The following is a 17,346-nucleotide window of genomic DNA, read 5'->3' on the forward strand; positions in this document are numbered from 1 at the left end:
GATCGAATGCGCGGGGATCGACGTCGCGCAAGCGCGCCGGCCGTTGCCGTCTCAGCTGCCCCGATAGGTCGCATACGCCCACGGCGTCACGGTGATCGGGATGTGATAGTCGCCCTCCGGCTCGGCGATGCCGAACGCGATCGGGACCACGTCGAGAAACGGCTCGTCCGCCGCCTCGACACCGCGGCCACGGAAATAGTCGCCGACATGGAAGCACAGCTCGTAGCGGCCGATCCGCAGCGGCTCGCCGTCGAGCAGCGCCGCGCCGGTCGAGCCGTCGCTGCCGGTCAGTGCGTCGAGAAGGCGCCGCCGACCGGCCGTTCCGGTTTCGTGCAACTCGACGCGCATGCCACGCGCCGGCCGGCCGCAACTCAGGTCGAGCACGTGGGTGCTGAGCCGCCCTGCGATGCCCGGCAGGCCGTGGTCGTCGATGCGCGCGGCGAGCCGCAAGCGCGAGATGCGTGCGATCTCGGCCAGCGCGTTGCGCAGCTCCACGCTGCGCTCGTTCGCAAGACGCCTTTCGAACTCGCGCAGCGCCGAGGCGCGCGAGTGCCGGCGGATGCACAGCATGAACGGAAAGCCGAAGCGCGCCCGGTAGTCCGCGTTCAACCGGTCCCACACGGCTGCGCTCTCGTCGGCGATCTCGGCGAGCGCGAGCGAAGCTTGCTCGGCCTGCGAGTCGCGCGTCATCGCGCCGGTGCGCGCCAGCGCGCCGGCCAGTTCGGGATGCCGGTTCAACAGCGCGAGCAGCGCCGGTTCGGGCAGCGCATCGAGCTCGGCCAGCATCGCTGCATGCATCGCGGCGACGCTCGCATGCGGCCGCTCGCGCGCCACCGCCGCCGCCACCCACGGCGCGTGCTCGAACACCCCGCCGAGCCGCTCGACGAACTCGGCCTCGCTGCAGCCGTTCAGGAACTCGAGCGTGCGCGTCGCGGCCGATGCGATGCGACCCATCAGGGCTTCGCGAGATCCGCAGCCTTGATCGCCGGCGCCCAGTCCTTGACCTGCCGGGCGACGAAGCCGCCGAAGTCCGCCGAGCTCATCTTCATCGGCGTGATGCCGAGCTCCTCGAAGCGCTTGACGATTGCCGGCGTCGCGACGATCTCGGCGAGCACCGCGGCCAGCTTGTCACTCACGTCCTTCGGCAATCCGGCCGGGCCGGACACGCCGAAGTAGTTGTCGGCCACGAGATCCGGATAACCGAGCTCGACGACGGTCGGCACATCGGGCGCCAGCGGCGAACGCGTGCGCGACGTGATCGCGATGCCCTTGATCTGGCCGCTCTTCATCATCGGAACGTAGGCGGTGATCACGTCGATGCCGAGCGGGATCATTCCGCCGATCAGGTCGGTCGTCATCGGCGCGCCGCCGCGGTACGGCACGTGCGTCATGTTGAGCTTCATGTCGAGCTTGATCATCTCGCCGACGATCTGCCCGATCGACCCGGGGCCGCCGCTGCCGAAGCTGAGATTGCCGTTCGCGGCGGCGACCGCCTTCGGCAGATCCTTCAGCGTCGCGATGCCGGCCTTCGGATTCGCCATGACCGCCACCGGCGCAACGCCCAGCATCGAGATGTGGGTGAACTGCCTGATCGGGTCGTAGGGCGGCTTCGCGAGCATGTACGGCCCGATCGAGAGCGGCGTCGAGTTCGACAGCATCAGGGTGTAGCCGTCCGGCGCGGAACGCACCACCTCGGCGCCGCCGATGGTGCCGCCGGCACCGGGCTTGTTGTCGACGATCACCGGCTGGCCGAGCGCCTTCGACAGCGGGCCGGAGATCTCGCGCGCGACGATGTCGCTCGCGCCGCCCGGCGCGAAGGTCACGACGATGCGGATCGGCTTGTCGGGCCAGGCGGCGTGTGCCGCGGCGGCGCTCAGCGTGAACAGCGCCGCCACGCAGATGCGCAACGGGCCCGGAAGGTTCGTCAGTGACATTCGGTGCTCCTCGAAGCGGCTGGGTCGGGACCGATCCTAGAGGCGGTCAACATTGCCGTCCATCATCGATTGCGCAATACTGCATGCGCAAAATGAGTACGCAACATGCCTCCGACCCAGCCGCCGCGCGACGCGTTTCGCTGCTGCCGATCGTGCTGCGCTATGTCGATCAGGTGGCCCGCTCCGGGTCGATCCAGGGCGCCGCGAAAGAACTCCATGTCGCTGCATCGGCGGTCAATCGACAGGTGCTCGCACTCGAACGCGAGCTCGGCGTGGCCTTGTTCGAGCGGCTGCCGCGCGGCATGCGGCTCACGCCGCCGGGCGACCTGATCGTCACGCTGGCCCGGCGCTGGCGCAACGACGAGCGCCGCGTCGCATCCGACATCCGCCAGATGCAAGGCATCCACCAGGGTCACGTGCGTGTGTTCGCGATGGACAGCCACAGCACCAGCGTGCTGCCGCGCCTGGTCGAACGGCTGATGAGCGAGCATCCGCGGATCTCGCTGTCGATCGAACTCGGCAGCAGCGACGATGCGGTCGCCGCGCTGCTCGCGGGCAAGGCCGATGTCGCCGCCGTCTTCAACCTGTCGCCACGGCGCGAACTGCACACCTTGTGGAGCGGCGAGCTGCCGCTGGGCTGTGTCGTCGCGCCCGAGCATCCGCTCGCCGGCGCACGCAGCGTGAGCCTGCAGGAGATCAGCGCCTACCCGATCGCGCTGCAAAGCAAGGCGCTGCTGATCCGGCGCTACCTCGAAGCGCATTACACGTGGCTGTTCAACGAAAGCCGCACGCGGGTCGAGACCAACTCGCTGCAGCTCGTGAAGATGCTCGCGCGCAGCGGGCACCATGTCGCCGTGACGTCCGAACTCGATGCCGCCCCGGAGCTGATCGCCGGGACGCTGCGCTTTGTTCCGGTGCGCGACAAGGGTGCCGAGCCGCAGACGGTCGGCATTGCGATCGACGCCAGCAAGCCGCTCGGGCCGATCGCCAAGCTCGTGGGCGACCTTCTGGCCGAGGGAATTCGAGCCTGCCTGGACCAGGTTCGCGAGGCTCGCAGCGCGACTTCCGGGTGACGGCCTCGGCTATCGGTCCGTCATCACCACCACCACGTGCGCGTCCGCCTTGCTGGTGGACAGGTACACATGGCCGACACCGCTGTCGAAATAGGCCGACTCCTGGCGCGCGAGATCGATCGCCGCGCCGGTCTCGAAGTGGATGCGCACGCGGCCCGACAGCACCATCACGAACTCCTGCCCCGGGTGGCGGATGTAGTCGGGGAACTGCGCCAGCTGGCGCGCGACGATGATGCCGTGCAGCGGCGTCATGCGCTTGGCCGGGAACCCGGTGGCGAGCATGCGGTAGTCGTAGTTCTCGGCGTCGTAGCGGGGTGCATCCGCCAGCGTCGAGCGCACCACCACGACCGTCGGGTGACCGTTCACGGGCGCCGCGCCGGCGCGCGGATCGAACAGCGCGCCGATGTCGACGTCGAGCGCGCGCGCCACCGCGGCGAACTTCTCGTAGCTCACCGAGATCTGCCCGAGCTCGATCTTCGACAAGGTCGACAGCGCCACGCCGGAGCGCGTGGACAGCGCTCGCAGCGTCAACCCGTGCCCCTTGCGGATCGCGCGCAGGCGCTCGCCGACGCGCTCGCGGTCGGGCAAGGCCGCCGCCGTCGTGCGCGCGCGTGCGGGGCTTCTCGAGGGACGGACCGGCATGGCTTCTCTTCAGGGGGTTGTCGGCACGATTCTCGCATGTGAGAATTCTCGTATGAGAGAATTCGAGGTCGCCATCGTCGGCGCCGGCATCGCCGGCGCGTCGCTCGCCTACCGGCTCGCCGGCGAGCGCAGCGTGCTGCTGCTGGAGCGCGAAAGCCAGCCCGGCTACCACGCGACCGGCCGCTCGGCGGCGATGTTCATGGAAAGCTACGGGCCACCCGCCGTTCGGGCGCTCACCCGGGCCAGTCGAGCGTTCTATGAGCAGGCACCGGACGGCTTCGGCGACCGGCCGCTGCTCACGCCGCGCGGCGTTCTCTACCTCGCCACGCACGGCCAGCAGGCGCTGCTGCAGGAGACCCGGCGCGCGCTGGCGGCGAGCGGCTGCGAGCTCGAGCGGCTCGACGCTGCGGCAGCGCTGGCCCGCGTCGGCTGCCTGCGGCCCGACGTGGTGCACGGCGCCCTGTTCGAGCACGGTGCGCAGGACATCGACGTGCATGCGCTGCATCAGGGCTTCCTGCGCGGCATGCGCGCCTGCGGCGCCGAGTTGCGCACGAATGCTCGGGTCGCCGCCGCACAGCGCAGCGGCGCACTGTGGACCCTGCGCCTGGCCGATGGCGAGGCCGTGCACGCGCACACGGTCGTCGATGCCGCCGGGGCCTGGGCCGACGAGGTGGCGGCGATGTTCGGCGCGGCGCCGATCGGGCTGGTCCCGCACCGGCGCAGCGCGTTCACGTTCAAGGCGCCCGAAGGCGTGGACGTCTCGGGCTGGCCCGCGGTGGTCGGCGTCGACGAGAGCTACTACTTCAAGCCCGATGCCGGCCAGCTGCTCGGCTCGCCGGCGAATGCCGACCCGACGGTACCGCAGGACGTGGTCCCCGAGGAGCTCGACATCGCGCTCGGCATTCACCAGATCGAGGCCGTCACCACGCTCACGATTCGCCGTCCCGCCAGCACCTGGGCCGGCTTGCGCTCCTTCGTGCGCGACGGCGAGATGGTGATCGGCTGGGACGCACAGTGCCCCGGCTTCTTCTGGCTCGCCGGCCAGGGCGGCTACGGCATCCAGAGCGCGGCCGGTGCCTCCGAGCTGGCCGCGTCGCTGCTGTCGGGCCGGCCGCTGCCCGCCGAGCTGGCACGGCACGGCGTCGACCCGCGCGCGCTGGCGCCGCAACGCTTGCGCTGACCTTCCCGAAAGGACCTCCCATGTTGAGAATCGTCACCCGCCTTGGCCTCCCGTTCGCGGTCGCATTCGCTTGCGCCTCGACCCTGGCCGCCGGCTTCCCCGAGAAGGCGATCACGCTGGTCGTGCCCTACCCGCCGGGCGGCGCCACCGACACGGTGGCGCGTGTCGTCGCGAAAGGCATGGGGCAGCGACTCGCACAGACCGTGATCGTCGACAACAAGGCCGGCGCCGGCACCGTCATCGGCGCGGGCGCCGTGGCGCAGGCGGCACCGGACGGGTACACGCTGCTGATCAGCTCCAACACCACCTTCACCGTCAACCCGGCGCTGCGCAGCAAGCTGCCGTACGACGCGCAGAAGAGCTTCGAATCGATCGGGCTGATCGGCACCTCGCCGCTGGTGCTGCTGGCGAACCCGTCGCTGCCGGCCAACAGCGTGAAGGAGCTGGTCGCGCTGGCGAAGGCGCAGCCCGGCAAACTGGCCTACGGCTCGTTCGGCAACGGCACCACCTCGCACCTGGCCGGCGAGATGTTCAAGCTGGTGGCCGGCGTCGACATGCTGCACGTGCCGTACAAGGGCAGCGCGCCGGCGATGAGCGACCTGATCGGCGGCCAGGTGCCGCTGACCTTCGACACCAACGTCGCCGCGCTGCCGATGCTGCAGGCCGGCAAGGTGAAGGCGATCGCCGTCACATCGGCGAAGCGCTCGCCGTCGCTGCCGAAAGTGCCGACGGTGGCCGAGGCCGGCTACCCCGACTTCGAGATGGTGCCCTGGATCACCATCGTCGCGCCGCGCGGTCTGCCGCCTGCGGTGCAGAAGGTGCTCGGGAAGGCGCTCGCCGACACGCTCGCCGACCCCGCCACGCGCGCCGATCTCGAGAAGGCCGGCGTCGACGTGTCCTACGAGCCGGGCTCGTTCTACGATGCCCGCGTCGCGAAGGAACTGCCGCTGTTGCGCGCCTACGTGCACAAGGCCAAGATCCCCTTCGAGTGAACACCATGCGACATGACGACACCTTGCCCGAGCGTTCCGCGGTCGAGCTGCGCCGGCTGATCGGCAGCCGGCAGCTCTCGCCGGTCGAGCTGATGGACGCCTGCATCGCGCGCATCGAAGCGTTCAACCCGGCCGTCAATGCGATCGCCGCCACCGACTTCGAGCGCGCCCGCGACAGCGCCCGCGTGGCCGAATCCGACGTGATGCGCGGCGCGCCGCTCGGCCCGCTGCACGGCCTGCCGCTCGGCGTGAAGGACCTGCAGGACACCGCCGGGCTGCTCACCACCTACGGCAACGCCGGCCTGCGCGGCAACGTGCCGGCGCACGACAACGCGCTCGTCGCACGGCTGCGCGCGGCCGGCGCGATCGTCACCGCGAAGACCAACGTGCCCGACATGGGCGCCGGCGCCAACACGCGCAACCCGGTGTGGGGCGCGACCGGCAATCCGTTCGATCCGGCGCTGAACGCCGGCGGCTCGTCGGGCGGCTCCGCGGCCGCGCTGGCGGTCGACATGCTGCCGATCGCGACCGGCTCGGACACCGGCGGCTCGCTGCGCATCCCGGCCGCGCTGTGCGGTGTCGTCGGCATGCGGCCGTCGCCCGGTCTGGTGGCCAACGACGCACGGCCGCTCGGCTGGTCGGTGATCTCGGTGCTCGGGCCGATGGGCCGCACGGTCGCCGACACGGCGCTGCAACTCGCCGCCAGCGTCGGCCTCGACGCACGCGATCCGCTGTCGTATGCCGAGCACGGCGGGTCGTTCTGGCCACTCGCCGCGGTCGACTTGTCGACGCTGCGCGTGGGCACGACCGAGGACTTCGGCCTGTGCATCGTCGATCCGGAGATCCGGCGCGTGTTCCGCGCGCGCGTCGAGGCGATCCGTCCGTGGGTCGCCTGCTGCGAACCGGTCGACCTCGGGCTGGGCGACGCCGACCGCGCGTTCGACACGCTGCGTGCCGAGAGCTTCGTCGCCGCGTTCGCCGACATCTACCGCACGGCGCCCGAGACGCTGGGGCCCAATGTGCGCGCGAATGTCGAGATGGCGGCGGCGATCACGCTGGCCGACCGCGCCTGGGCGCACCTCGAGCAGACGCGCATCGCGAGACGCTTCGCCCGCGCCTTCGAACGCTTCGATGTGATCGTCGCGCCGACCACGCCCGTCACACCGTTTCCGTGGACCGAGCTGTATGCCGGGCGCATCGACGGCCAGGCCATGCGCAACTACTACCACTGGCTCGGCCTGACCTATGTCGTGACGCTCGCGACGAACCCGGCCCTGTCGCTGCCCTGCGGGCGCGACGAGCACGGCATGCCGTTCGGGCTGCAGTTGATCGGCCGACTGCGCGGCGACGCCGCGTTGCTCGCCTCAGCGCAAGCGTTCGAGCAGGCTTTCAATGCGACGCCGGCGCTGCGCCGGCCGCGGCCCGATCTCGAGCCGCTGCGCACGCCACGGCCCGAACTGAAAAGCATCGTGACGCATCCGCCGATGGCATCGGGCAGCGCGGTGAGCGGAACGTCGACAGCGGTCTGACCGCCAGCTCAGGCCTTGGGCTTGTAGGCGACGACATCGATCTCGACCTTCGCATCGACCATCAGCCGGGCCTCCGTGGTCGAGCGCGCCGGGCGGCCGTTCTGGAAGTAGCTCATGTAGACGCGGTTGAACGCGCCGAAGTCGCGGGCATCCTGCAGCCAGCAGGTGCTCTTGCACACGTCATCGAAAGTCGCACCGGCGAGGGCGAGCACGTTCTTCAGGTTCTCCATCACCTGCCGCGTCTGCGCCTCGATGCCGCCGGCAACGATCTCGCCGTCGGCATTCGCAGGCACCTGGCCCGAGACATAAATGAAGTCGCCGGCGCGCACCGCCGGCGAGAAGGGGCGGGCTTGGCGGTCGGAGGCGATCGGCGGGGTGCCGAGGTATTCGAGGGACATGGCAGTTCCTGTCGGGTTCGGGGTGCGCGATGGCTCGACGAGCATCGAGATTGAAAGTGTATTTCAATCACAACGCGATGAATCAGCGTAAACCCTGATTCAATTCAACAATTCACTCGGTAATAGTTGCGATGATTGAAATTTCGTTTCACATCAAGCCCGGAGGATCCCGATGACCTGTGCCGCCAAGCTTCCCCGTCGCGCGTTCTTGATGCGCCCCGCCGCGTTCGCGTTGGCGGTGTGCCTGCTCGCCGCCGCCGGCACCGCGCAGGCGCAGGCAGCGCGCCACTACGCGACGCTCGCGATGGTCGCCGAGCCGCAGACGCTGGACCCGATGGCCTCCACCGCCGACCTGGTCGGCACGATCATGCAGCACGTCTACGAGCCGCTCTACACCTTCGACGCGAAGTGGAACGTCGTGCCGATGCTGGCCGAGGCGCTGCCGAAGATCTCGGCCGACGGCAAGACCTACAGCATCGCGTTGCGCAAGGGCGTGCTGCTGCACAGCGGGCGCGAACTCAACAGCGACGACGTGGTCGCCAGCCTGCAGCGCTGGATGGACACGTCGCCACGTGGCAAGGCGCTGGCGAAGGAGCTCGACAGCCTCAAGGCCACGGGCCCGCTCGGTATCGAGATCACGCTGAAGAGTCCGTACGCACCGCTGCTCGCGCAGCTCGCGCTGCCCAGCGGCATGGCCGCGATCATGGCGAAGGAGTCGATCGCCCAGCCGCTGAAAGATTTCGTCGGCACCGGCCCGTACCGCTTCAAGGAGCGCAAGCCGGACCAGTACGTGCTGCTGACCCGTTTCGACAAGTACAGCGCGCGCAAGGAGCCGGCCAGCGGCTACGGCGGCAAGCGCGAAGCGCTGATCGAAGAACTGCGCTTCGTGCCGGTGCCCAGCGCCAACACGCGGGTCGAGGGCGCCCTCGCCGGCCAGTACGACTTCGCCGATCTGCTGCCGGTCGAGGCCCTGACGCGTCTCGAGAAGTCGGGTGGCAAGACCGTGCCGATCCTCACGCCGTCGTTCGGCTTCCCGTACCTGGTGCTGAACACGAAGGAAGGCGTGGCGGCCAGCCTGCCGCTGCGTCAGGCGCTGCAGACCGCCATCGGCGAAGGCGAGATGCTCGCGGCCGGCTTCGGCGACACGCGCTTCTTCGCGGCCGAGGGCAACCACTTTCCCAAGGGCTCGCCGTACTACTCGACCGCCGGCGTCGAGCAGTACAACCAGCGCAATGCCGCAAAGGCCAAGGCCGCGGCCGAGAAGGCGGGCTACAAGGGCGAGCCGATCCGCGTGCTGACGAGCCGCCAGTACGACTTTCACTACAACATGGCGCTGCTGATGGCCGAGCAGCTCAAGCGCGCCGGCTTCAAGGTCGACCTGAACGTGGTCGACTGGGCCACGCTGGTGCAGCGCCGCAACGACGCCAAGCTCTGGGACATCTACATCACCCACTCGGGCCAGTTTCCCGAGCCGATGCTGTCGCCGCCGCAGCTCGGCGACGGTGCGCCGGGCTGGTGGGGCACGCCCACGAAACAGGCCGCGCTCGCCGCGTTCAATCACGAGGCCGATCCGGCCAAGCGCGCTGCGCTGTGGGGCAAGGTGCAGCAGCTCGTCTACGACGAAGTGCCGTACATCAACGTCGGCAAGTTCAACGGCTTGTCGTCGCGGAGCCCGGCACTCGATGGCTACGTGCCGGCAACCTGGCCGTTCTTCTGGAACGCCCGGATCAAGTAGTCGATTCGTGCATCGCTACCTCGCTTCCCGCCTCGCCGGCATGCTGGCGGTGCTCGCGATCGTCGCCGTGATCGTGTTCGTGCTGACGCGGGCCGCATCCGGCGACCCGGTCTCGGTGCTGCTCGGCGATCAGGCGACACCCGAGGACATCGCCCGCGTGCAGAAGGAGTACGGCCTCGACAAACCCTTGCCGGTGCAGTTCGGCTATTGGGTCGGCGAGGTCCTGCACGGCAACCTGGGCCAGTCGATCTTCCTGCAGCGCCCGGTGACGCAGGCGCTGTGGGAGCGGGCGGAGCCGACCACGCTGCTGGCCTTGATGGCGGTGGCGATCGCGGCCGCGATCGGCATCCCGTGCGGCATCGTCTCGGCGGTGTATCGCGGTCGCTGGGTCGACCAGCTGTTCACCGGCGTCGCGATGCTGGGTGCGAGCATTCCGAGCTTCTGGTTCGGCATCGTGCTGATCCAGATCTTCGCGGTGTCGCTGGGGTGGTTCCCGGTCTCGGGCTACGGCGCACCCGGCGCGCCGCTCGCCGAACGCCTGCATGCGCTGATGCTGCCGGCCGCGGTGCTCGGGGTGCTCAACTCGGCGCTGATCATCCGCTTCACGCGCGCCTCGATGCTCGACGTGCTCGGCGAAGACTACGTGCGCACCGCGCGCTCCAAGGGCCTGCCCGAACACAGCGTCGTGCTCAAGCATGCGCTGCGCAATGCGCTGGTCCCGATCGTCACCGTGCTCGGCCTGACGGTCGCGCTGATGATCGGCGGCGCCGTCGTCACCGAGACGGTGTTCGGCCTGCCGGGTGTCGGCAATCTCGTGGTCAGCGCGGTGCTGCGGCGCGACTACCCGGTGATCCAGGGCGCGCTGCTGGTCGTCGCGGCGATCTACGTGCTGATCAACTTCTCGATCGACCTGCTCTATGTCGCGGTCGACCCGCGCGTGAAACTGTAGGTGGCCGCGATGCAACTGCCCCGGATCGTCCGCCAGCTGATGCATCGCCGCATCGTGATGCTCTCTGCCGTCGTGCTGCTCGTGATCGCCGTGCTCGCGCTCGGTGCGCCCTGGTTCGCGTCGGCCGACCCCAACGACACGGCCGTGCTCGAGCGCCTCAAGGGGCCGAGCGCCGCGCACCTGCTGGGGACCGACGAGCTCGGCCGCGACCTGTATTCGCGCATCGTGCACGGCGCGCGCTACTCGCTCGCGATCGCTGCGCTGACGGCGCTGGGCTCGGTGATCGCCGGCACGCTGCTCGGCCTGGTCGCCGGGTTCTTCCGGCGCCTCGACGCGCCGCTGATGCGCGTCGTCGACGCGATGATGTCGTTCCCCGACATCCTGCTGGCGATCGCGCTGGTCGCGATCCTCGGCCCGTCGCTGCTGAACGTCGTGCTCGCGCTGGTGCTGGTCTACACGCCGCGCGTCGCGCGCGTGGTGCGGGCGTCGACGCTGGTGGTGCGCGAGCTGCTGTTCGTCGAAGCGGTGCGCGCGCTCGGCGTGCGCACCTCGCGCATCCTGTGGCGCCACATCCTGCCGAACCTGCTGTCGCCGATCCTGGTGCAGGTGTCGTTCATCTTCGCCTACGCGATCCTCGCCGAGGCGGGCCTGTCGTTCCTCGGGGTCGGCGTGCCGCCGGAGATCCCGACCTGGGGCACGATGGTCGCGGGCAGCCAGCAGTACGCGCACCAGGCCTTCTGGGTCGTGCTGTTCCCGGGGCTGGCGATCATCTTCACGGCGCTGTCACTGCAGCTGCTCGGCGACGGCGTGCGCGACCTGCTCGATCCCAAGCTGAAGAAGACCTTGTGAGTTCCAGCGTCACACCCGCCACCGACGCGCCACGTCTCGTGGTGCGCAACCTCAGCACCTCGTTCCCGACCGAAGACGGCCTGGTGCGTTCGGTGGCCGATGTGAGCTTCGCGATCCAGCCCGGCAAGACGACGGCACTGGTGGGCGAATCAGGCTCGGGCAAGTCGGTGACCAGCCTGACGCTGATGCGCCTGCTGCCGAAGACGGCGCGCGCCGAGGTCTCGGGGCAGACCCGCTTCGTCACCCGCGTCGGCCGCGAGGTCGATCTGCTGACCCTGAGCGACCGCGAGATCCGCCGCCTGCGCGGCAACGAGCTCGCGATGATCTTTCAGGAGCCGATGACGAGCCTGAATCCGGTGCTCGACATCGGCGAGCAGATTGCCGAGAGCGTGCGCCTGCACCAGGGGCTGGATCGCACCGCCGCGCGCGCACACGCCAGGCGCATGCTCGACCTGGTCGAAATCCCGGCGTCGGCCCAGCGCATCGGCGAGTACCCGCACCAGCTCTCGGGCGGCATGCGCCAGCGCGTGATGATCGCGCTCGCGATGGCCTGCGATCCGACGCTACTGATCGCCGACGAGCCGACCACGGCGCTGGACGTGACGATCCAGGCCCAGATCCTGGTGCTGATGCGCCGTCTCCAGGCCGAGACCGGCATGAGCATCCTGTTCATCACGCACAACCTGGGCGTCGTCGCCCATCACGCCGACGATGTCGTCGTGCTGTACGCGGGACGCGTGGTTGAACGCGCCCCGGTGCGGCCGCTGTTTGCGACGCCCGAGCACCCGTACACGCAGGGCTTGCTCGCGTGCCTGCCGGGCAAGGCGCACGCCGCCGGGCAGGCGCGGCCGAAGCGCCTGTTCGCGATCCGCGGCCAGGTGTCGAGCCCGCTCGCGCCGCCGCCGGGCTGCGCCTTCGCGCCGCGCTGCGACAAGGCGATCGCCGAGTGCACGACCGCGATGCCGCCCTTGATCGACACCGGCGAAGCGCGCCAGGCGCGCTGCGTTCTCGTGCCGGCACGCGCCGTGCCGCAGGCCGCCTGACCTTTGCCCCCGGGGATCGAGACCGCCATGCAAGCCTCTGCCGCCGACCTGCCCCTGATCGAGGTGCGCCACCTGAAGCGCTACTTCGGCCACAAGGACGCACCGGTGCGCGCCGTCGACGATGTGTCGTTCGCGATCCGCGCCGGCGAGACGCTCGGCCTGGTCGGCGAGTCGGGCTCGGGCAAGAGCACGATCGGCCGCACCGTGCTGCGCCTGATCGAGCGCACCGCGGGCCAGGTGCTGTACCGCGGCGAAGACATGGCCGCGCTGTCGAACGAGCGCATGCGCAAGCTGCGCAGCAAGCTGCAGATCATCTTCCAGGATCCGTACGCGAGCCTGAACCCGAAGATGCGCATCGGCGCGATCCTTGGCGAGGCGCTCGCCACGCACGGGCTGGCCAAGGGGCCGGGCGCGCGCGCCCGTCGCATCGCCGAACTGCTGGAGACCGTCGGCCTGCGCCCCGAGCACGCGAGCCGCTTCCCGCACGAGTTCTCGGGCGGGCAGCGCCAGCGCATCGGCGTGGCACGCGCGCTCGCGGTCGAGCCCGAGTTCATCGTCGCCGACGAGCCCTTGTCGGCGCTCGACGTGTCGATCCAGTCGCAGGTGATCAACCTGCTCGCCGACCTGCGCGAGCGACTGTCGCTGACGATGCTGTTCATCTCGCACGACCTCGACGTGGTCGAGTACCTCTGCGACCGCGTCGTCGTGCTGTACCTCGGCCGCGTGATGGAGGTGGCGCCCACCGCCGAGCTGTTCGAGCGCCCCTTGCATCCCTACACGCAGGCCCTGCTCGCCGCCAGCCCCAAGCCCGACCCGCTGGTCGTCAGCACGGCCGTGCCGCTGAAGGGCGACATCCCGAGCCCGATGGCACCACCCTCCGGTTGCGTGTTCCGCACGCGCTGCCCGCACGCGATCGGGGCCTGCGCGCAGACCATCCCGCCGCTCGACGAATACAGCCCGGGCCGATTCTCGGCCTGCATCCGCAAGGACCTGGCTGTCACCACCGCACCATGACCCAAGACGACCTTCTCGACCCGCTGATCGGCCCCGGCTTCAAGGGCTTCCCGCACGATCGGGCGGCGCTGCGCCGCAGCGAGATCGGCCGTGCCGGCTGGCACGCGCTGTCCGATGACCTGCCTTTGCCGCTCGCGCTGCTCAAGCGCAACGCACTCGAGCACAACCTCGCGTGGATGCAGACGCAGGCGCGCCAATGGGGCATCGACCTCGCGCCGCACGGCAAGACGACGATGTCGCCGCAGCTCTTCCGGCGCCAGCTCGCGGCCGGCGCCTGGGGCATGACCTTCGCGACCGTCACGCAGCTCGCGATCGGCGTGGCCGCCGGGGCGCGCCGCACCCTGATCGCGAACCAGGTGGTCGGCGCTGCCGATCTCGCCGGCATCCGGGCGCTGCTGCGCGCGCATGCCGACCTGCGTGTCGTGTTCCTGGTCGACTCGCTCGCGCAGCTGGCGCTGATCGAGGCGTGGTCGCGCGATCACGACGGCGGCCTGCCCTTCGAGGCGATGCTCGAGATCGGCGTCGTCGGAGGCCGCAGCGGCTGCCGCGGCCACGACGAGGCGATCGCGCTCGCGGCGCGCCTGCATGCGAGCACGGCGGTTCGCCTGGTCGGCATCGAAGCCTACGAAGGCCTGGGCGCGAAGGGCACGAGCGAGGCCGACGAACCCTACGCGAAGGCGCTGATGGACCGCGTCGAAGCGGTCGCGCGCCATTGCGATGCCCAGGGCCTGTTCGACACCGACGAAGTGCTGGTTTCGGCCGGCGGCTCGGCGATTTTCGACCTGGTCGCCGGGCGCCTGAAGCCGGCGCTCGGGCGGCCGGTGCGCGGGCTGCTGCGCTCGGGCTGCTACGTCACGCACGACCACGGTTTCTATCGGCGCATGGTCAGCGTCGTCGAATCGCGCTGCGGCTGCGGCGACAGCCTGCGCCCGGCGCTGGAGGTGTGGGCACTGGTGCAATCGCGGCCCGAGCCCGGCCTGGCGATCCTCGGGGTCGGCAGGCGCGACCTCTCGTTCGACCTCGACCTGCCGGTGCCGATCGCACGCGCGGCGCGCGGCGCGCTCGCGACCAGCGCGGTGCCGCCGAGCTGGAAGATCACGGGCCTGAACGACCAGCACGCCTACCTGCGCTGGGACGCCGCCGACGCGCCGCAAGCGCCCGCCGTCGGCGACCGCGTCGGTCTCGGCATCTCGCACCCGTGCACGACCTTCGACAAGTGGCACTGGATGCCACTGGTCGAAGACGACTACCGCGTCAGCGACGCGGTGGTGATGCATTTCTGAAGGCGTGGCGATGAACAACGGCTTGCTGCAACGGGTCGCCGAAATCCGTGCCACGGCGCCGGCGGCGCGGCGCGCGATTCTGGACCTGATCCTCGAGGACCCCGACCGCGTGCTCGAAGAAAGCTTCGAGGCGCTGGCCCAGCGCGCCGGCAGCTCGGTGCCGACCGTGATGCGCGCGTGCCGCGACCTGGGCTTTGCCGGCCTGCGCGAATTCAAGCTCGCACTCGCGCACACGCTCGCGCTCGGCGGCTCGCCGCTGCACCGGCGCGTCAACCTCGAAGACAGCGCCGACGAAGTCGTCGCCAAGGTGTCGCGCAGTGCCGCGGCCTCGGTCGCCGGGGTGCGCACGCAGCTCGACATGGCCACGCTCGACGCCGCCGTCGGCGCGATCGCCGCGGCGCGCCACATCGACCTGTACGGCGCCGGCGCGACCTCGTGGTTCATGGCGCAGGATCTGCAAGCGCGGCTCTTCCGACTCGGCCTGTCGGCCAACGCCTGGTCCGACTATCACCTGCAGCAGGTGGCGGCCGCGGCGCAAGGCCCGGACGGCGTCGTGATCGCGATCTCGCACGTCGGCGGCATGCCGTCGCTGCTCGATGCGGTCGACATCGCCCGGGCCCAGGGCGCACGCGCCGTGGCGCTGACACGGCCCGGCACCGCGTTGGCCGAGCGCGCCGACATGCTGCTGGCCCTGAGCGTCCCCGACGATGCGGTGATGCACGTCGGCATCGATGCCTACCTCACGCACCTGACCGTGATCGAGATTCTCACGGTGCTGGTGGCACAGCGCCGCGGCGATCCGGCGGTGCGGCGCCTTCAGGGCGTGCGCCAGGCGCTGAAGCGTCACGGCATCGACACGCGCGCCCATCCGCTGCAAAGCTGGGACGATCGCGGCGCCGGCATCGCCCAGCCCAACCGGAGCGCCGAGTGAGCGAGCGCGCCACGCTGCTCGAAGGCGGACTCGTGGTCGACGGCAGTGGCGGGCCGTCGTGGCCCGGCGACCTGCTGCTGATCGGCGACCGCATCGCCCGCCTCGGCGAAGGCCTGCGCCAGCGCCTGCCGGACGGCCTCGCCGAAGCCGACCTCGACGTCGTCGACTGCCGCGGCCAGGTCATCGCGCCCGGCTTCATCGATGCCCACACCCACGACGACGCGATCGTGCTGCGCGACCCGGCCTACCTGCCGAAGATCTCGCAAGGCATCACCACGGTGGTGACCGGCAACTGCGGCATCTCGCTGATGCCCTACGCGACCTCCGTCGCGAAGCCGCCGCTGAACCTGCTCGGCGCGACCTCGTTCCGCTACCCGACGATGCGCGCCTATCGCGACGCGGTGCAGGCCGCGCAGCCGGCTCTCAACGTCGCCGCGCTGGTCGGGCACACGACGCTGCGCTTCGCGACGATGCACGACCTGACTCAACCCGCCAGCGGCGACGAACGCGCGCAGATGGCGGCGCTGCTCGACGCCTGCATGGCCGAAGGCGCGCATGGGCTGTCGTCGGGCCTGTTCTACGAAGAGGCCCACCCCGCGCCGGCCGACGAGGTCACCGATCTCGCGCGGGTCGTCGCGCGCCACGGCGGCGTCTACGCGACCCACCTGCGCAGCGAGATGGCCCGCATCATCGAAGCGCTCCATGAGGCCGGCGACACGGCCTTCGAGGCCGGCGTGCCGCTCGTGATCTCGCACCACAAGTGCGCCGGACCCGCCAACTGGGGGCGCACGCGCGAGACGCTGCCGCTGATCGAAGCGCTGGCCGAGCGCCAGAACATCGCGATGGACGTCTACCCGTATGTCGCCGGCTCGACCGTGCTGCGCGAAGACCTGGTGGACGGCGTGATCGACGTGATGCTGACCTGGAGCGACACCTACCCCGAGCACGCCGGGCGCATGCTCGCGGCGATCGCAGACGACTGGGGCGTCGATCAGAAGACCGCGTGCCGCCGACTGCAGCCCGGCGGTGCCTGCTACTTCCAGATGAGCGAAGACGATGTCGAACGCGTGATTGCGCACCCACTGACGATGATCGGCTCGGACGGCCTGCCCCACGACCGCCACCCGCACCCACGTCTGTGGGGCGCGTTCCCGCGCGTCTTCGCGCGCTACTGGCGCGAGCGCCGTCTGTTCACGCTCGAGCAGGCCGTGCACAAGATGACCGGGCTGACCGCGCGCAATTTCCGCATCGCCGACCGCGGCGTTCTCAAGGCCGACGCGATGGCCGATGTGGTCGTGTTCGACCCTGAGCGCATCGCCGACACCGCGACCTACGACCAGCCCGTCAACGCGAGCCTCGGCATCACCGCGGTGTTCGTCAACGGCCGCCTGGCCTACCGCGGCGGCGCCGAGAAGCCGCAGGTGCTGGAACGCGCGGGCCGGATGCTGACGTCTACGCCGTCATGCGGCACTGCACCCACCGACTGAAATCTCGCATTCCTCCTGACGCGTGCTTCAGCTCCGATGCCTGGAGCTCTCGCAGGAGCCCCTGCACGCGCGAACGGAGCTCGAGCAGGCGCAGCAACGCGGCGTCCCGGTCAACGCACCCTGGATAGGTTTCCTCGCCCGGCGACTTGCCCGCCCAGGTGCCGTCGATGCGTGCAATCGCATGACCGAGGAACTCCTGGTCGAGCCAGACAGCGAAGCGGCGCTTCCCGGCAGGCGCGCATCGAATGCGCAATGCGCGGGCGGCGCCGGGCGGGAACACGACCGTGACGTAATGGTCTGGCATGAA

The 17,346-nt window shown here is 70.2% G+C and carries 17 protein-coding genes; 12 read left to right on the forward strand and 5 right to left on the reverse strand.

Annotated features, from left to right (window positions below; genetic code table 11):
• Window positions 1-51 precede the first annotated feature (51 nt).
• Window positions 52-954 (reverse strand): 2-oxo-4-hydroxy-4-carboxy-5-ureidoimidazoline decarboxylase, encoded by a 903-nt coding sequence (uraD, locus tag AC1DTW_RS06160; RefSeq protein ID WP_477980145.1) that lies wholly within the window; start codon window positions 952-954, stop codon window positions 52-54.
• A complete protein-coding gene (locus tag AC1DTW_RS06165) occupies window positions 954-1,934 on the reverse strand; it encodes a Bug family tripartite tricarboxylate transporter substrate binding protein (protein WP_477980146.1) in 981 nt (326 codons plus the stop codon). Before AC1DTW_RS06165 ends, uraD begins: the two co-directional genes overlap by 1 nt.
• Window positions 1,935-2,026: 92 nt before the next feature.
• Between AC1DTW_RS06165 and AC1DTW_RS06170 the strand changes: the two genes are divergently transcribed.
• Window positions 2,027-3,007 (forward strand): LysR family transcriptional regulator, encoded by a 981-nt coding sequence (locus AC1DTW_RS06170; protein ID WP_477980147.1) that lies wholly within the window; start codon window positions 2,027-2,029, stop codon window positions 3,005-3,007.
• A 9-nt stretch (window positions 3,008-3,016) separates the two neighbouring features.
• Here AC1DTW_RS06170 and AC1DTW_RS06175 read toward each other — a convergent pair whose 3' ends face one another.
• Window positions 3,017-3,649 carry a helix-turn-helix domain-containing protein gene (locus AC1DTW_RS06175; RefSeq protein WP_477980148.1) on the reverse strand — a complete coding sequence of 211 codons (633 nt, stop codon included), beginning with the start codon at window positions 3,647-3,649 and terminating at the stop codon, window positions 3,017-3,019.
• Window positions 3,650-3,701: 52 nt separating this feature from the next.
• Between AC1DTW_RS06175 and AC1DTW_RS06180 the strand changes: the two genes are divergently transcribed.
• Genes AC1DTW_RS06180 through AC1DTW_RS06190 form a run of 3 tightly spaced genes read left to right on the forward strand, consistent with a single transcriptional unit; the run spans window position 3,702 to window position 7,350 of the window.
• A complete protein-coding gene (locus AC1DTW_RS06180; protein WP_477980149.1) occupies window positions 3,702-4,829 on the forward strand; it encodes an NAD(P)/FAD-dependent oxidoreductase in 1,128 nt (375 codons plus the stop codon).
• Between the two features lie 20 nt (window positions 4,830-4,849).
• The gene (locus AC1DTW_RS06185; protein WP_477980150.1) at window positions 4,850-5,821 is read left to right on the forward strand and encodes a Bug family tripartite tricarboxylate transporter substrate binding protein; all 972 of its coding nucleotides are present in this window, start codon (window positions 4,850-4,852) and stop codon (window positions 5,819-5,821) included.
• Between the two features lie 5 nt (window positions 5,822-5,826).
• Complete coding sequence (locus AC1DTW_RS06190) at window positions 5,827-7,350, forward strand: amidase (protein ID WP_477980151.1); 1,524 nt, start codon at window positions 5,827-5,829, stop codon at window positions 7,348-7,350.
• Between the two features lie 8 nt (window positions 7,351-7,358).
• Here AC1DTW_RS06190 and AC1DTW_RS06195 read toward each other — a convergent pair whose 3' ends face one another.
• Entirely contained in the window at window positions 7,359-7,748 is a 390-nt protein-coding gene (locus tag AC1DTW_RS06195) for a RidA family protein (protein WP_477980152.1), read from the reverse strand.
• 172 nt (window positions 7,749-7,920) lie between these two features.
• Between AC1DTW_RS06195 and AC1DTW_RS06200 the strand changes: the two genes are divergently transcribed.
• The 8 genes from AC1DTW_RS06200 to AC1DTW_RS06235 are packed head-to-tail and all read left to right on the forward strand — an operon-like array spanning window position 7,921 to window position 17,039.
• Window positions 7,921-9,483, forward strand: a complete 1,563-nt coding sequence (locus AC1DTW_RS06200; RefSeq protein WP_477980153.1) for an ABC transporter substrate-binding protein — start codon at window positions 7,921-7,923, stop codon at window positions 9,481-9,483.
• A 7-nt stretch (window positions 9,484-9,490) separates the two neighbouring features.
• On the forward strand, window positions 9,491-10,432 hold the full coding sequence (locus tag AC1DTW_RS06205) for an ABC transporter permease (protein ID WP_477980154.1): 942 nt from the start codon (window positions 9,491-9,493) through the stop codon (window positions 10,430-10,432).
• Window positions 10,433-10,441: 9 nt separating this feature from the next.
• Entirely contained in the window at window positions 10,442-11,281 is an 840-nt protein-coding gene (locus AC1DTW_RS06210) for an ABC transporter permease (RefSeq protein WP_477980155.1), read from the forward strand.
• Window positions 11,278-12,324 carry an ABC transporter ATP-binding protein gene (locus AC1DTW_RS06215; RefSeq protein ID WP_477980156.1) on the forward strand — a complete coding sequence of 349 codons (1,047 nt, stop codon included), beginning with the start codon at window positions 11,278-11,280 and terminating at the stop codon, window positions 12,322-12,324. Before AC1DTW_RS06210 ends, AC1DTW_RS06215 begins: the two co-directional genes overlap by 4 nt.
• Window positions 12,325-12,351: 27 nt before the next feature.
• Window positions 12,352-13,338, forward strand: a complete 987-nt coding sequence (locus AC1DTW_RS06220) for an ABC transporter ATP-binding protein (protein ID WP_477980157.1) — start codon at window positions 12,352-12,354, stop codon at window positions 13,336-13,338.
• Window positions 13,335-14,621 carry an alanine racemase gene (locus AC1DTW_RS06225; protein WP_477980158.1) on the forward strand — a complete coding sequence of 429 codons (1,287 nt, stop codon included), beginning with the start codon at window positions 13,335-13,337 and terminating at the stop codon, window positions 14,619-14,621. Before AC1DTW_RS06220 ends, AC1DTW_RS06225 begins: the two co-directional genes overlap by 4 nt.
• A gap of 10 nt (window positions 14,622-14,631) precedes the next feature.
• On the forward strand, window positions 14,632-15,552 hold the full coding sequence (locus AC1DTW_RS06230; protein WP_477980159.1) for a MurR/RpiR family transcriptional regulator: 921 nt from the start codon (window positions 14,632-14,634) through the stop codon (window positions 15,550-15,552).
• Entirely contained in the window at window positions 15,549-17,039 is a 1,491-nt protein-coding gene (locus tag AC1DTW_RS06235) for an N-acyl-D-amino-acid deacylase family protein (protein WP_477980160.1), read from the forward strand. Before AC1DTW_RS06230 ends, AC1DTW_RS06235 begins: the two co-directional genes overlap by 4 nt.
• Here AC1DTW_RS06235 and AC1DTW_RS06240 read toward each other — a convergent pair.
• Window positions 17,005-17,343 carry a hypothetical protein gene (locus AC1DTW_RS06240; protein WP_477980161.1) on the reverse strand — a complete coding sequence of 113 codons (339 nt, stop codon included), beginning with the start codon at window positions 17,341-17,343 and terminating at the stop codon, window positions 17,005-17,007. The genes AC1DTW_RS06235 and AC1DTW_RS06240 overlap by 35 nt on opposite strands.
• Window positions 17,344-17,346 lie beyond the last annotated feature (3 nt).

It is taken from the genome of Rhizobacter sp. P5_A1 (assembly GCF_056400745.1).